The following is a 15,793-nucleotide window of genomic DNA, read 5'->3' as shown; positions in this document are numbered from 1 at the left end:
CCATTATATTTAATTACTTTATTAAACACATTTCATAGTCTTCTTTATACTTAAATTTAAATCCTTTTACTTGTTCTCTTTTACCCTCGCAAACTTGTTGAATCCCACTTTTATATATAGAGAGTATTTTAGATGCTTGACCTCTACTATTAAATTCATCAATGAATTCTCCATTTAAACTTAATCTAACAACAGGTCTAGGTGTCGTGTCTTTGGGAATTTTGCCAATCTCTTTCATGATCTTACTAGGATCGTAGTTGCACCAACCTAATTCATTTGCTTGTTTCAAATACTTAATTATTGTTGTACCGCTGTTTACTTTCATTATTTCTTTTATATCTAAAACCTTTTTTCCACTGTTCCATAAATCACTGGCTGATTTAATTAGAGTTCCACATGCATATTTGTGACACTCAAGCCAATTTACTTTTTCCAATTTCAATGTGTCATTTAATCGATTGAAAATACTATTTTGAACAAATTTAAATTCAGACCTAGAGCAGTCTACGCTAATGTAGTATTCAATACCGTTGCTTTTAGCTACAGATTCTTTCTGTCTATCATTTTCCTTCACTTCTTCCAGCGTTAGTCCGTTTAATTTCGAGAAACCTTTTCCGTAATGTTGCTCTCCGTGAATTTCAATAATACATTTTAAACTAGGGATATAAAAATCATACCTTTTTCCTACAAACCAACTAAAAATCTTTTGTTGTTCAAATTCTATATTTAATTGATTTAGAACATTATACATAAACTTTTCAGGGTAGCTTACTCCATCAGAACACTTAGGGCAAGACAATCCGTATATGATTATGTTCGGTATTTGTTTATTCTTAACTTCGTTAGAGCAATTTGGACATATGAAATCTTGTCTTTTATGGCTACCATGAGATAACTCATAGCCCATTTCTTTATATTTTAATAAACTTGCAGTATTAGGATGAGTTGTCCATAAATCATTATAACCAATTAAAATTTTCTTCGATGGATTACAACAAACGTTACATCCTTGCATTTTGTTTAAATTGCCTTCAAAGATATTATCATTGTTTCCGCAGTTTAAACATTCGTATTCGTATGTTTTTGAATTGGTATTACCCGATCTAAAACATTTTCTAATAAGGATATTACCCGTTCTTGTTTCAACAATGTTTCCGACTTTATACTTGAATTCCTCCTGTCTGGATGATCTTGCTCCTACAAAAGTACCTATTTGACATTTAACCAACATGTCTGTCAATATCTTCTTTTCTTTGCCTTTAAACTTTATGTTTAATTTTCTCCCATCATAACTAACGATTTCCAACGTACCCTGAATCTCATCATAAACAAATCTAATTTTGTGACCTATACTTTTCTTCCAATTATATTTGTTTCCACGCTTGGGTATATCGTCTAAAAACAATTTTCTCAATTAAGTAACTCCCTTCGTGATTTCATAATATTTGCACCTATAGACCTTCAATAAGATTGTTCTCCCCTTATTTAAATTCTAAGCTTATTTTTTCTTACTGTACGTGTAAAAAGTCAGAAAGAAATATCTCCCTAGACCAATTACACTATATGAGTATGTAATTAATTTTTCTTTAACAATTCATTGATTTATTCATTATGTATTATTTGGCACGCATTGCCTTACTTCGTTCACTCATTTTTGCTCGCTGCTCTTCAGAATACTCCCTAACTTTTTTCATTGACACCTGTTTTTCTTCTAACTTACCTTTAATTGCAATTGGACGGTCTTCATCATAATGAGTAACCTCCATTTCACCTAATTTCATCAGTTTTCTAATATGCTTCGGTACTGTAGAGTAAACCATCCACTTACCAGTTTCTACTTCAAATACTAAAACAGTTTCTTGCTCATCTCTAGGATAACCAGCCATCTATAACTCTCCCTTATTATTAAAATGGTTATGTATAATTATTTTATATTAAAACTCACCTAAATATGTATTTCTCATTTCCCTAAGCAATCTTTTAAATGCATAATCCTTCTTATTAACCTTATCGCTCCACTTGTACTCACTGTATAGATCATCTTCTGCTTGAGTAGCTAATCCCATTGCAATCTTTTCTTCCAAATATGCAATCACATCAGATGTACGAAAACTTACTTTCTCCAACACTGTTCTCACCTCCCGGTCAATCAATTTAATTCCTTGTCTTAATTATATTAGTTTGTTTTGTATTAATCAAGATATATTTTATAAATATTTCAAACTATTAATCATACATAGCAAAGACGAACCATTTATTCTGATTCGTCCGGTATTTCCTCATATATATCTTCTAGCCTACAATCGAGTGTTCTCTTGATCCTCAGTAGGTACGCAACGGAAGGGGTACTGAATGCTTCTCCTTTAGTATCATTTTTACACCATCTATTTAGCTGACTGTTATCAGCACCGATCTGATTAGCCAGCCACACTTTCTTAATACCCCGATTTCTTAAATACTCTCCAAGGTTACTTCTAACTCTTATCTTCAATATAATCACCCGTCTTTGTTCTATATAAATAGGATACCAAATAACAATTACATAGTCATTAATTGTTTAATACCCTAATAAAAGATGATAAATTTATCAATTTTAGTTGTAACTTTTATCAACTTTGGCATATAATGGTTTCAAGTAAGCCCAGATATTTAAATATCTACAAATATCTTAAATGATAAAGGAGGATATTCATGGATAGGTATTTCTTATCTCTAACAGAAAGACTAAGTTTAGAAGAAATTGAGATTCTTAATTCCCTTACCAGTAATGAAGCTTCGAACAGATTCTCAGCAAGAACTAAGAAAGAGGTACAGGAGGAATCAAAATTAAGTGAAGCTAAGTTTAGAAAAATCCTCTATAGACTTGAAGCAATGAATTTCATTGAAATTGTATCAGGGAGCAAGGAGCATCTAATGTTCGTTACTGAATATGGTCAGAATGCCATTCACACTATATATGAGAGGAGAAATGCATAATGTATTTATCTGTTATCGGCTTAGGGCAAGCTGGAGGTAATATTGCTGATGAGTTTGCTAAGAGGGGCTTCTATACTGCAGCCATTAACTTTTCATCAACTGATCTAAACTCCCTTGAACATGTAGAAAAACGCCTCAAGTTAATTGGGAGTGAGGGGATAGGTAAGCAGAGAGCAGATGCATTATCTCTCATGAATAATAACTGGGATTTAGCAGTCAACTTTGTAAAGGAAAACTTCTCACATTCATCAGTTGAAATTATACTTGTTCCTTTCTCATGTGCAGGAGGAAGTGGGGCAGGAATGGCTCCGGTATTATTAAGTCTCCTTACAGAAGCAATGCCTGAGAAAATATTTGTAGCAGCTCCAATTTTACCTGACTTAAAGGAAGCTTATACGAATCAACGGAATGCATTAGAGACATTTGAGGACTTATCCCAACTTGGAATCTCGATACTTCCTATAGACAATGAGAAGGCTAAATCAACTATTCCTAACTATGGCAAAAATCAATTGTATAAAAAGGTGAATGAGCGAACAGTTGACTTAATTGAGTCATTGATTTCCTACACAGACAGACATTCTAAATATGGAATATTAGATAAGAAGGATCTGAAGACAATTTTTTCTCAACCCGGAATGGCAACTATAGGGGAAACTGACCTGAGTGCTTTATCACCTAAGCACGACAGTAGTGAAATAGGATTTGCCAACAGGATTAAAGAATCTTGGATTACTTCATTCTTTGCAGATGTAGAAGTGGAGAGAGTAGTCAGTGCAGGATTCATCTTTGATGGTCAGGAAAGACTCATGGAAATGATTAACATGGAGAAGGTGTTCAATAACTTCCAAAATAAGATGCCTATAAGTCTATTTGAGGGCTATTACACAGGGGACAGGGGTAGAGTCATCACAGTCCTATCGGGCTTGCCTTGGTGCAATACACGCCTTAAGCAGATAGATGATTCACTGACTAATACCAGTGCTGTTTTAAGCTCTATAAACGAGCCTGTGGCGTTCAAATCGAATCATTTGACTCATAGTAGCCCAACAATAAACAACACTCAGAGACAAGGTAAGGTGAAGGATATAAGCAGTCTGATTAGTAAATTTAAACGCTAGGTCTATTATTCTAGAATAACTGTTCTTTATTACCCGATCGTTACCCATTACTTGTACTTTACGTTACCCATGATCATTACCGCCCTTCGGTAACTTACCCGATACCCGGTAATCATAATTTAACTCTTTTCACTTTCCGGGTAATCATCTTAGATTTAACTATACTGATAAAAGTGAGTTGGTTAGTGTGTATAAAATAACCTCATCATTTGGTCAACGAGAGACCTTCCGAAATTCAGGTCACAACGGAATAGATTTTGCGATGCCAGAAGGAACACCGTTGAGGTCGATTAGAAACGGGTTTGTAGAGAAAATCATCGACTACGGAAATTCTAATGCAGGAAAATGTGTCAAAGTAAAATGGGAAGATGGCAAGACCGCCATTTACGGACATTTATCAAAGTTCGGTGAATATAAAGAAGGAGATCCCGTTCGCACTGGTGATGTGTTGGGGTTAAGTGGACACAGTGGGTCAGTCTATGGTGCGAACGGAAACCATTTGCATTTTGGATTAAGAGGGGATGATGGTGCTTTCATTAACCCTTCCCCTTATATTCACGATATTCAGAATATGAATAATTCAGCAAACCAACTTGTACAGCAGTCTGTTGAAATTAAACTTAGTTTCTTTGATTACTTTCAGCAACATATGAATTTATTAGGTGGAGCTTTGACAGACCTAAAAGTTAACTTCATTCACTTTATAGCTCTATCTGATTACTCTCCAGTCGTAAAGATTCTGCAGAATATCCTCCAATTTATCTTTTTCAATTCCTAATCGGTCAAAATCAACCTTCGTTAACTTTTCAAATTCAACTTTCCAAGCTAATCGGTCATCAGTGAACCATGTCATATTTATCTCTCCCTGTCGTCATTGTCTCTTGAGCTGTCAATTATTTCATCTATAAGTCGATCTGCATCTTCTCGTTTAGACATATTAGAAGTCCTCCACTAATAACGTTTACTATATCTTGTCCTACAGAAAGGTGTGTTATACATGGAGTACGAAAGGGTTGTTATCCATTTAAGGAAAGACATTGCAGAAGACATCAGGAAGATAGTTGAGTATAAGAACCTGAAGGATTTGTTGTTTGAGGATAAAGACAGTTATGCAAATGTCGAAGAATTTGTTGTTGGCTGTGTCTGCTACTATCTCAGACAAATAAAAGGGACAGTTGATTTATCAGGTATAAGTAAACTCAATTCCAATGAGATGCTTCAGAATAGGCTGCATGAGTTACTTGAACAGAAGCGAATGACACAAGTGCAACTATCTGAGCAAACAGGTATAGCCCCATCTAATATCAATAATTACATTAAGAATAAGAATCAGCCATCATTGGATCACTTTCTAAAACTTTGGATCACATTGGGATGCCCTCCTTTGGATTGGCTGTTGCACCGGATTCCAAAAACGGAATAAAAATTTCATTAATGGAATAGGACAATTTTCTAGGCGAATATCTTTGAATATACTACAGTATCAACAACAAGGAGTGAACAACATGGGAACAACATTGATTGTTATGTCAGTTGTTAAGTTGGCAGGTGCTTGTGGTTTGGGGATTGGAGCAAGTGGATTAATGAAGTATTTTCATGAAGTTGAATTTAAATTCAAGAAGAAAGGTGATAAAAATGACAACTCTAACGGTGAATCTTTGCGTGAAAAAGCCCGAAACTTATCTTAAATATCACCTTTCCACATTCAAGGTTAATCAAGATGTAAATTTTTCACTTCAAATAAACGTAGAGGAGGTGAGGAGTCTCTCCAAAAAGGAGAGGAAGGATTATATCAGAACCGCAAGAATATTCTTAACAACGGCAGCAAGTTTCCTAACATTAACATCAAAATCAATGGCAGCAACATTAAATACACAGACACCACAATTAGCCACAACAGGATTACCTGTAGATTTAGTGGAGCCAATCATGGAATTAATCAATTTAGCAATAAGAGGATCACTCCTGTTATCAGTTCTCCTGTTGATTGCAGCAGGAACAATGAGACAGTTAAGAAAGAAAAAAGAAGCAAGCGAATGGACGACAGACATTATAAAAGGATTTCTTCAAGTGTTAATCTCAACACCTCTAATCTTCTTACTGTATTACGTAGTCACTTTACTTCTGGGAAATTTTCAGATGTTCCTAAAGCCATTCTAGCTTTCTTCAAAGGAATCTCTATACCTGCGACTGCAGTTTCGTCATTATTCTTGTTTTCTGGATTCGCACATGCGGAACCATTTACATCAAGAGGTGATGTAAGAAATGGAATCTTTTCAAGGGAAGCAATTGAGAACAGAGGAGGATCACTTTCTGAAATCAGCCAATTTGTAAAAGACATTAACTCAGCAATAGATTGGGTACGGAATATTAAAGAACATATTTATCAATGGTCACTCGATTTACTGTCATTTACTTACGAAACTTTGGTCAATGTTGTACTGCATACTCCACTTATGATCTTCAATAATCCATACATTAAAAATACCTCCCTAACATTCTCAATGATTTCAGTTAGTATTATTGTCTTACTCACCGTTTACGAAATGATAATGAAAATGCTAAAGAAAAAGCACACAGATTTTCCTACAATCCTAAAAAGAATGCCAATAGCAATAGGAGTTGCTGGATTTGCCCCTTATTTATTCCAGAAAGCCTTTGAGATGATTAATAAGATAACTAAAGGAATCACAAAAGTTGGTGGAGTAGTATTAAACGGGGATACATTTGCGAATATAGTTTCCGTTGGGGAATGGGATGTTCTACTTCTACTACTTTTTGATGTCACCCTACTCGGACTCCTAATTCCTATACTCCTACAGAATGGACGCAGATGGTTCGACCTGTTGTGTCTTGCAGCAGTAACACCCTTAGCTCTAACCGCTTGGATGTTTGATAGGTACAGTCATATGTTTGATCAGTGGTGGAACAGTATTAAACGCAAATCAGTCATCCAGTTAGTCTATGCTACCTTTATTGTACTTATGGGAGTATTTATTTACGGAACACGATTCATCTCGCCTGATTTATTTCTAATCAAACTGCTCATCACCATTGGTTCACTACATGCTCTATACTCCCCACCTCAAATTGTCCGGTCTTATTCAAGAGGGGATGGAGATTTGACTACAATGTACTCAGACTATAAAAATTCGGCAAAGGGAATCTACAACACAATCACATTGAAGAATCTAAAGCCTCTTCAAGTTATAAAGAAGAATAAACAAAATAAGTTAACACAAATTCAGAAGTTAAGGAAGGAAAATGGTCGCAGGTTTGTTGGAGACTTATTGAAATGAGGAGATAAGATGAGTTTAGCTAGGGTTATAAATAAAACGCCAATAGTAAACGAAAGCTCTAATGTATTTGAAGTTGACAATATTGATTCTAAGACGGTTCAAGCGATCATACAGTCGAGATTTATTTCAGAAGGGGTTTATACTATAGAGCAATTTTCTCTTCCAGAATATAGCGAAAGGTATGTCACAACGCCTCCTTTTGATAAACTCTTTGCCACTGTGACGGATAAGTTATGGGATATTAACTACAAGGAGGTGGTCACTTATGAATTAGAATTAACAAAAGCATTCTTTCTCCCACTTGATATTAAGTATTTTTCTGACCTATTTGATTTCATTTCTAAATTAGAAAATGCAACTGTTTTAACTCAGGTTTTGATATGTAAGCGTCAAGATAATTGGAGAGAAGCAGCGATTTCACAATATGAGGATTTCAGGAAAGGGATAGATCATGTGTCTGACATTAAGGTTGTCAGGAATATTCAAATCAAAGCGTTAAATATACTCAACAAAATCAGTAACTTTACTTTCAATAGGGAGCCAATTGAAGAAATAGAGCAAAAAATACTGTCAAATATATTCAGGTTTGAGTGCAGATTTGTATTATTTGAATCAAAATACAGTGATTATTTTGAGAAAAAGGTGAGTAAACAACTAAAAAATGTGAATTTATTTAACGAAATCAAGTTGAAAAAGGCGGATAATCAGAAATCACTTGTTAACTTGATAAAGCAAAGAGAATTTAGAACAGAATTAACTAATCAATTATTATCTCAGCAAGAAATATTTAATTTACTATGTAATGAGAATCCTGTTGTAGCAGAAGAAAGCGTGGAGGTAATGAAGCCAGTCAAGAAGCAAAGTATTATCGCAAGCCTTGAAGAAAGCATGTTCTTACAGGGGGCAGCAAAAATATTACCATTTAAAGATGCTACACCAAAAGAAATTGACACAGATTTACCGAAAAGGATAAACAATGCGTTTAAAAGAGTAGGAATATCCAACAAAAGCTTTAAAATAATAGAAACTCACATGGGATCTACACTGTTAAAAGTACAATTTGAAATACCGTCAGACATCATGTTTACTACAATTCGTAAAAAGTTGGACGACATTCAATCTGCATTAGGAAATAAATCGGTCAATATTGAAATGGGAGAAAGACCTGATTCAATAAATGTCTACATGCCATTGGAGGATAGAGACGTAGTTTATTTCAAGAAGTTGATAGAATCGGATGAGTTTCAAACCTTTGCAAAAAATAATCCACTCCCCTTCATAATTGGAGAAAATGTAAACGGTGGATATATGTTTGGATGCTTAAGTAAATTCAGACATATGCTTATTGCTGGAACGAGTGGAAGTGGCAAGTCAGTGTTTTTAACATTAGTATTACTATGCTTGCTGCTTACTGTCTCACCTGATGAATTGGATATGTATTTAATTGATCCAAAAATGGTCGAGTTAACTCTGTTTGAAGGATTTCCACAAGTAAAACCTATTGTAAAAGAAATGAAGAATGCTTCTACCCTCCTTGAAAAATTGTGTAATGAAATGGATAGGCGTTATGAAATAATGTCATCTGCAGGTGTTAAGGAAATTAGCGTATACAATAAGAAATCAGACATAAAAATGCCATATGTAATCGTTGCAGTCGATGAATTTGCAGATTTAATCATGGTTAATGCAAGTGTAGAAGACTTTATTGTTAGGATTGCACAGAAAGGTAGGGCTGCAGGAGTTCATCTTATATTAGCGACACAAAGACCATCTGTAGACGTAGTGACCGGATTAATTAAGGCGAACATGCCAGTTAGAATTGCATTTAAGACTACCTCCGGGGTAGACAGCAAGACGGTATTAGACACGGTAGGTGCAGAGAAATTATTAGGATTAGGAGATGGATTAGCTAGAATAGAAGGTAATATGAAGGATCTGGAAAGATTCCAGTCACCATTGCTAACATTAGTAAAAGAAGAGGAAGAGGAGATATACGAAAAGTTGAAGAAATTATTCAAAGATACTGAAGTAAGAAATGTCGAGTTACCTGAAACTGAACCGGAAGTCAGTCCAATTGACCAATTAAAGAAGATAATTGCTACTGAAGGGGAAACGAGAATAAGCGAGTTGCAGAAGAGAATGGGGATAAGGATAAATATTGTGTCTGATCTGGTTAAGGAGTTAGTGGATGAAGGCTGGTTGGAGAAACAGGGAAGAGGATTTGTCATTGTAGCAGATGAAGATGAGTTGGTTAAATGGAGAGAGTGACATGTGTAGTTGTCATTCTCTTTCTATTTTTCCTTATTATTGTAAGGGAAACTCAGAAGGAATATATCCGAGAATACCAATAGTGCGGAGAAGGTTGTAAAGTTAGAAAGTATGAATATTATAAGGAGAAATCAGGAAACTATTTTTGTGCAATTATTTTGTTTATCGTTGACTTTTAAAATAAAATAAACTAATATAAAGTTAAGTTAAAAGTTTAACGGAACGGAGGTGAAGAAATGCTCAGTGGACTTGAATTAAAGATTAAAAGAATTACCTTAGGAATCAAAGCAAGTGAATTATCGAAGGTATTGGGATGCAGCAATGCTTTTATTACATACATGGAAAAAGGGGAGAGAAAGATCCCTGAAGACAAATACATACTGTGGACGGATTATTTAGGATTATAAAAAAATGAGGAGTGATGGAATGAATAGTGAAATTATTGAAGTTAAAGCGGTAGTGTCAAAAGAATTATTCTACAGGGATATGTTCGGAGTATATTCATTTACACCGATCCGTTCATCAGAAAAGGTAAATGTAAATGAGGATTATAATACGTTTGTAGTAACCGGAACATGTCCTCAATTGATCAAGGGGAAAACATATGACTTCTCCATTGTACCGAGCAAGCATAAGAAATATGGCGATGGGTATTCATTTGTCGAGATTAAGGCAAGAAAATTAAATACAATTGAGGAACAACAGGAGTATCTTAGACAGGTTGTATCTAATAAGGATGCCAATGCGATTATTGCTGCCTATCCAAATGAGATGATTGTTGATTTCATTAAGGCTGGAAAAGTAGATGTAAACAATGTAAAAGGAGTGAAGGAAAAGAAGCTTAAACAGGTAATCGGTAAATTAACTATGTATGAGAATCTGCAGGTTGCTCTTATTGAATTAAAAGATTTACAGATTAGTATGAACTCCTTAAGGAAGTTGGTGGATCACTTTGGTTCGCAGGATGTCTTGATTGATAAGATTAAGGAGAATATTTATATTCTAACTGAAGTTGATATGTTCTCATTCAAGAGGATTGATGAGTATGCCATGAAGAGGGGAGATGATCCTGAATCAGTCTATAGGATTAAGTCCTGCTTTGAGCATATTGTTAAAGAAAACGCTAATGATGGACATTCTTGGATTAACGTTGAGTCTTTGATTACCAAAGCAGAGAATCTATTAGATATTCCTACTGTAAAAATTATAAACGTAATTAATCAAATAAAAGAAAATCCGAAAAGGTTCTATTTTGATGGTGAGCTATTCTCCTTGAAGAAATTTTATCAATATGAATCAGAAATTAAACGACACCTAGACAGATTGATGAATACATATCAGCAAAAGGGCGGGAAGGGCGTTGAGGAACTAATTGCTGAGATAGAAGAATCTCTTGGAGTCACATTTACAGATGAGCAGAGGGATTCTATCCGTATCTCTAAGCAGAGTGGAGTCTTTGTGCTCAATGGTAAAGCTGGTTCAGGTAAGACATTTACTCTACAGGGGATTATTAAAGCACATCCTAAAGATAATTATATGACATGTGCGTTATCCGGGAAGGCAGCGAAGATTCTCGGTTCAAAAGGTTTGAAGTCCAGTACAATTCACAGAATGTTAGGTGTGGGTGGCAATGGACAGTTTCATTTTAACGAAGAGGATAAGTTGCCGTATGACATTGTAGTGGTGGATGAGTCCTCTATGGCTAATGCTTACTTGTTTTACAGCATTCTTCAAGCAATTCCAGATGGAGGAAAGATTATTATTGTGGGCGATAACGCTCAATTGGCTTCCATAGGAGTCGGAGCAGTATTTGATGATCTACTTTCCACAGGTCATTATCCAAGTAAGGAATTAACAAAGGTGCATAGACAAGCTCAGAAGAGTGGGATTCTTATGGAAGCTAATAAGGTACGAGAAGGTCAGCAAATCAATGACCGTTACGACTTTGATAGTAAGACATATGGAGAATTAAATGACTTTGTTCTGATTCCACGTAAGGACAGGGAAAATATCTTCGGTGACATTATTGAAATATCAAAAGGATTCCTTAATAAATATGGTCAGAGTTGGTTCCATGAGTATCAGATCCTCACAGCATTGAAACAAAGAGGGGAAAACAGTGTTAAGAATCTAAATATTGAGTTGCAAAAAGTGTTCAATGATATTGAGAAGGATTCTATTGAACGTGGAGGATACCATTTTAGGGAAGATGATAAGGTTATCCATAGCGGAAATAACTATTCAGCCATTGTTGTACCGGATATGAAAACTTATGATGATATTGAATGTGATATTAGTGGATTAGATGAAGAGACAATGATTGAAATGGGAATAGCTCAGAAGAGTGTGTTCAATGGGACAATCGGAAGGATTATTCGGATTAACTTTGAGAAAAAAGAAACATTGATTGAATTCGAGGATGTGGAAGGATTTGTAGTGTATGATGTGCCGATGCTTTCAATGATTGAATTAGCATATGCTATCACCATACATCGTTCACAGGGCATGGGTGTGAAGAATATATTGGCTACATTTGATTTTGTAGCTTATAAGATGCTTAGTAAACAATTGGTGTACACTGCTATGACTCGTGCCTCAGAGAAGTTAGTATTGATTTGTGAGAATGCTGCATTACATATGGCAATAGAAACAGATCATGGTAGCACGAGGAATACATTTTTGAAAAAGTTGATTCTAGGAGAGATTAATTAGTGCATGTACAAGTACCGACCCATGTGGTTAGAAATGAGGATATATTTATAGATAATGGTTGCTTCTTACTGTATGCACGATTATGTTTCCAATATTTCAGGAATTATAGGAATGAAGAAATTAAGATGGATCATAAGAAGTTGATGAGGAGTCTGCATATAAGTGATACCAGAACACTGAAGAAGCGATTTGATGGATTATATAAGGCTAACTTGATTCTAAACAAGATTAGTAGTCTGCCGAAGAAAGGAGAAATAATTGTTCTGTTTAATGGGGAAGTATTAAAGGAGAATAAATTCTTCACGATGATGGATGAAAAGGTATTTAACCATTTAAATGAAATCAATGAACATGCGTTTAGGTTATTGTTTTATTATAAGAGCCACATTAACCTTAAAGACAATAAGAAATTGAATTATTGCTTTGTTGGGATTGAGACTTTGAAACTAAAATTGAAAATGGGGAGTGATACAATACATCAAGCAAATGAATCATTAAAGAAAAATAAACTGATACAGATAATCAGACATAAACTTGAAACTACATATGAATATGATGAAAATGATGAGTTGATATTTGACCGATACAACAACCACTACATTGTGAACCAAAACTTATTCTGATTCCGAAAAGTCCAAGGCAACTTGGGCTTTTTAAATACTGTATATTCAACTGTATCTTAAAGTGTATATTAATATTAATTATCTTTATATTGAAACCTTTATATATACATACCTGTTTATGCTGCATGAACTGGAATTGTTTAGTGCATAAACAGGATTTAGATACTGCATAAATAGGATTTGTTTACTGCATAGATAGGATGTGTATACTGCATGATCAGGAGGTTATCCTGCATAAATAGGATGTGGATTAAAATAGGTCGTTTTCAGAGTAGGATAGTCCATATAGGCTGCCTTTTTATATTGGTGTAAATTTATCCCCCCGGTAGGTTAGTTGAGATAGATCAGGATGAAATTAAGTAGAAAAAGTTGTTATCGTACCAGTGGAAATTAGAGTGGATTGGATAGGAAACGAGGATTAAAAGTTGGATAAACGTTGCTGTAGAGGGATTTGTGGGATATTTGGGTGGATTATGAGGTGAATAGGGATAGGTACGATTAAATGTTATCGTGAGAAGGCATAGGAGAGTGATGTAGAGATGAGGAAAACGTAGGAATGGTAAGGGTTTGGAGGGGATTAGAGTGGATGAAATGGAGGGATAGATAGGTTAGATGAGGAGTGGAATCGTTCAAACGTTGATTTAATGGGATTTAGTGAGGGTGAACAGGTGGAAAGGGCTTGATCAGGGGTGAAATTGAGGTGAATAGAGGATCAGGTGAAAATTGAAAATGTAGACGTATCAAGGGATTGAATCGTGTTGGGACGATTGCACAAACGATTCAACTTTTTTTCAATCGTGCCAAATTCCCACTAGCCCCTGTGACCCAATGTGCTGCCCCTGATAACTGAGAATGACTATCAATTAGAAATGTTAATATAGCCCCGGATACTCTAAAAAACGTACGTAGAAGATTCATTCTGCGTACCTTCCTATACAATTCCTGCAAATTAGCAGCATCTCAGCCGATTACATTGATTGTACAAGCTAAAATTTTTTAATTCTCCAGATGATCCAGTTTTTGCAGCTCATATATTATATAATAAAAGGAAATCGCATATAACATTGACGCATTGCTTCATCTCTTATATAAGTATTTGCTTATATGTTTATCAATATCATACTACGTAGTTTTCAATACTACATACGTCTACTCACATTTAATTGCTTAATATTATAATTTCACGTTCATATGACCTCATAATTATCTGCACAAAAAAAGAGACAGTTAACACCATCTCAAATAATATTATATGTAATTAATTTATCTTTAAATCCAGAAAATCCATTTTCTAAGTCTTCTTTATATACTGCCATATACTCATATGTATTATCTAACTCACATAATTCCTTATATAGTTTCTCTTTCTTTTCATACTTATCATTATATCCAAAGTCCACGTTATTCATATCTAGCATTCCGTAATATTCAACCAGTACAATTTTATCACCTTTATATATGTACCAATCAGGCAGCACATTCACTCCGTTTAACTTCATTCTTCCTACATAGTCACCATATTTATAATTAATATCTAACTCCATTAAGTAATGATGTATAGCTCTTTCTGGCTCTGATCTAACTGTTATGTTGTCTAATGTACTATATCCATTCTTATACGGTAAATCTCTCTTATTGAACATATTAGGAAACACTTCATCTACATAGTCATATAAACTATCATAATATCTATCCAGTATGTATTTAAATCTCATTAGATACTTATCATGATGACATAAGTTAAAGTATTCATAACTCAACACTTTGGGTATATCTATTACATCTAACTTTAAATAATCATGCACTAATTCCTTTAAACATCTTGCTCTATTCTCTTTGCTATCATAGAATCCTTCTGGATAGTAACTGTATTGCCATATGTAAAACTTATTAGGATATATCTCTTCAATGGCTTCATGCATTGATTCATAATAGCCAAGTAATTTACTTATTGATTTATCATTGAATGATGTGTAATTAATTACTTTAGGTATATCATCAATACTCTCCAATGTACCATCATCTAATAGTTGATCTATTAACCATCTTATAGCTTCAATTCTATTCTCTCTAACCTTCCAATACTTTCGTCCAACAGTAATGAAATCCCATGCATTAAACTTATTAGGGTAAGCTGCGTCAATAAACTTGAATATACTTCCGTTATATAGTCTTAATAATGAGCTGTATAATCTTCTGTCTTGAAACCATTTTCTATCTATAGTATTCAAGGTATTTGTATCTACATTTTCTTTTTCAATTATGTAATAAAAAATATACATATGATTATCCAGGATAAACGATTGATACGGTAAAGTATTGCTGATTAAAAAGTTTTCATAAGCTTCTTCAACGCTAAATTTGTTTAATTCTATATTAATACTTGTTGATCCTTTTTTAGTTGTTCCATCTAAATATATTCCACCTCTACAAACTTTACACTTATTTTCAAAGCCATCCTTCTGCCTCTTTTCTGGTCTAAAGAAAACATTACTAACTGGTAATACCTTTAAACAAACTTTACACGGCTTCTTAGGTAAATCCTCCAATCCTTTCATCAAATTTAATTCCTGATCTGTGTACTCCATTCAATTCCTCCTTTTGTTTTATACCTAATTATAACATATATTAGTTTAATTTATATTAGAAAGAGAAAAATTTAATGTTAATTTTAATAAAAAACAATCAAATAAAACTATACAAACATTCCCATCCATGCTATAATTACTTATAGGTAAAGGTTACATAAACAAAACAAGTTAAACTAATAAACCAGATCAAAATAAACGGCAAT

15 protein-coding genes are annotated in these 15,793 nt (G+C 34.3%); 10 read left to right on the top strand and 5 right to left on the bottom strand.

Annotated features, from left to right (window positions below; translation table 11 throughout):
- Positions 1-13: 13 nt before the first annotated feature.
- The 4 genes from CYJ37_RS12125 to CYJ37_RS28050 form a co-directional block, all read right to left on the bottom strand.
- A complete protein-coding gene (locus tag CYJ37_RS12125) occupies positions 14-1,414 on the bottom strand; it encodes a hypothetical protein (protein WP_101550063.1) in 1,401 nt (466 codons plus the stop codon).
- Positions 1,415-1,616: 202 nt separating this feature from the next.
- Positions 1,617-1,886, bottom strand: coding sequence for a hypothetical protein (locus CYJ37_RS12120; protein ID WP_101550062.1), 270 nt, complete (start codon positions 1,884-1,886; stop codon positions 1,617-1,619).
- Positions 1,887-1,934: 48 nt separating this feature from the next.
- Positions 1,935-2,129: a hypothetical protein gene (locus CYJ37_RS12115; RefSeq protein ID WP_101550061.1), complete on the bottom strand. Its 195-nt coding sequence runs from the start codon at positions 2,127-2,129 to the stop codon at positions 1,935-1,937.
- Between the two features lie 125 nt (positions 2,130-2,254).
- A complete protein-coding gene (locus CYJ37_RS28050) occupies positions 2,255-2,500 on the bottom strand; it encodes a helix-turn-helix domain-containing protein (protein WP_374703160.1) in 246 nt (81 codons plus the stop codon).
- Between the two features lie 191 nt (positions 2,501-2,691).
- Here CYJ37_RS28050 and CYJ37_RS12105 point away from each other — a divergent pair, with 191 nt between their 5' ends.
- The 10 genes from CYJ37_RS12105 (at position 2,692) to CYJ37_RS12060 (ending at position 12,999) form a co-directional block, all read left to right on the top strand.
- Positions 2,692-2,976: a hypothetical protein gene (locus CYJ37_RS12105; protein ID WP_101550057.1), complete on the top strand. Its 285-nt coding sequence runs from the start codon at positions 2,692-2,694 to the stop codon at positions 2,974-2,976.
- The gene (locus CYJ37_RS12100; RefSeq protein WP_101550055.1) at positions 2,976-4,097 is read left to right on the top strand and encodes a cell division protein FtsZ; all 1,122 of its coding nucleotides are present in this window, start codon (positions 2,976-2,978) and stop codon (positions 4,095-4,097) included. The genes CYJ37_RS12105 and CYJ37_RS12100 overlap by 1 nt, the downstream gene beginning before the upstream one ends.
- A 187-nt stretch (positions 4,098-4,284) precedes the next feature.
- On the top strand, positions 4,285-4,875 hold the full coding sequence (locus tag CYJ37_RS12095; RefSeq protein ID WP_180827341.1) for a M23 family metallopeptidase: 591 nt from the start codon (positions 4,285-4,287) through the stop codon (positions 4,873-4,875).
- 219 nt (positions 4,876-5,094) lie between these two features.
- Positions 5,095-5,520 carry a helix-turn-helix domain-containing protein gene (locus CYJ37_RS12090; RefSeq protein ID WP_101550050.1) on the top strand — a complete coding sequence of 142 codons (426 nt, stop codon included), beginning with the start codon at positions 5,095-5,097 and terminating at the stop codon, positions 5,518-5,520.
- 82 nt (positions 5,521-5,602) lie between these two features.
- On the top strand, positions 5,603-5,785 hold the full coding sequence (locus CYJ37_RS12085; RefSeq protein WP_101550048.1) for a DUF7394 family protein: 183 nt from the start codon (positions 5,603-5,605) through the stop codon (positions 5,783-5,785).
- Positions 5,786-6,133: 348 nt separating this feature from the next.
- Entirely contained in the window at positions 6,134-7,396 is a 1,263-nt protein-coding gene (locus CYJ37_RS12075; RefSeq protein ID WP_101550044.1) for a hypothetical protein, read from the top strand.
- Positions 7,397-7,405: 9 nt separating this feature from the next.
- On the top strand, positions 7,406-9,664 hold the full coding sequence (locus CYJ37_RS12070) for an FtsK/SpoIIIE domain-containing protein (protein WP_101550042.1): 2,259 nt from the start codon (positions 7,406-7,408) through the stop codon (positions 9,662-9,664).
- Positions 9,665-9,900: 236 nt separating this feature from the next.
- Positions 9,901-10,071 carry a helix-turn-helix domain-containing protein gene (locus CYJ37_RS26875; RefSeq protein WP_142385266.1) on the top strand — a complete coding sequence of 57 codons (171 nt, stop codon included), beginning with the start codon at positions 9,901-9,903 and terminating at the stop codon, positions 10,069-10,071.
- Positions 10,072-10,090: 19 nt separating this feature from the next.
- Positions 10,091-12,376 (top strand): AAA family ATPase, encoded by a 2,286-nt coding sequence (locus tag CYJ37_RS12065; RefSeq protein ID WP_180827340.1) that lies wholly within the window; start codon positions 10,091-10,093, stop codon positions 12,374-12,376.
- Positions 12,376-12,999, top strand: coding sequence for a hypothetical protein (locus CYJ37_RS12060; RefSeq protein WP_101550038.1), 624 nt, complete (start codon positions 12,376-12,378; stop codon positions 12,997-12,999). The genes CYJ37_RS12065 and CYJ37_RS12060 overlap by 1 nt, the downstream gene beginning before the upstream one ends.
- Positions 13,000-14,237: 1,238 nt before the next feature.
- On the opposite strand, the gene CYJ37_RS12055 is transcribed toward CYJ37_RS12060, so the two are convergent.
- On the bottom strand, positions 14,238-15,587 hold the full coding sequence (locus tag CYJ37_RS12055) for a hypothetical protein (protein WP_101550035.1): 1,350 nt from the start codon (positions 15,585-15,587) through the stop codon (positions 14,238-14,240).
- Between the last annotated feature and the right edge of the window lie 206 nt (positions 15,588-15,793).

Source organism: Bacillus sp. UMB0728 (genome assembly GCF_002858875.1).
In the GTDB taxonomy this organism is placed as follows: Bacteria; Bacillota; Bacilli; order Bacillales; family Cytobacillaceae; genus Bacillus_AB; species Bacillus_AB infantis.
Note: the sequence above shows the minus strand (reverse complement) of the source record. Positions and strands in the feature narration are given on the sequence as shown.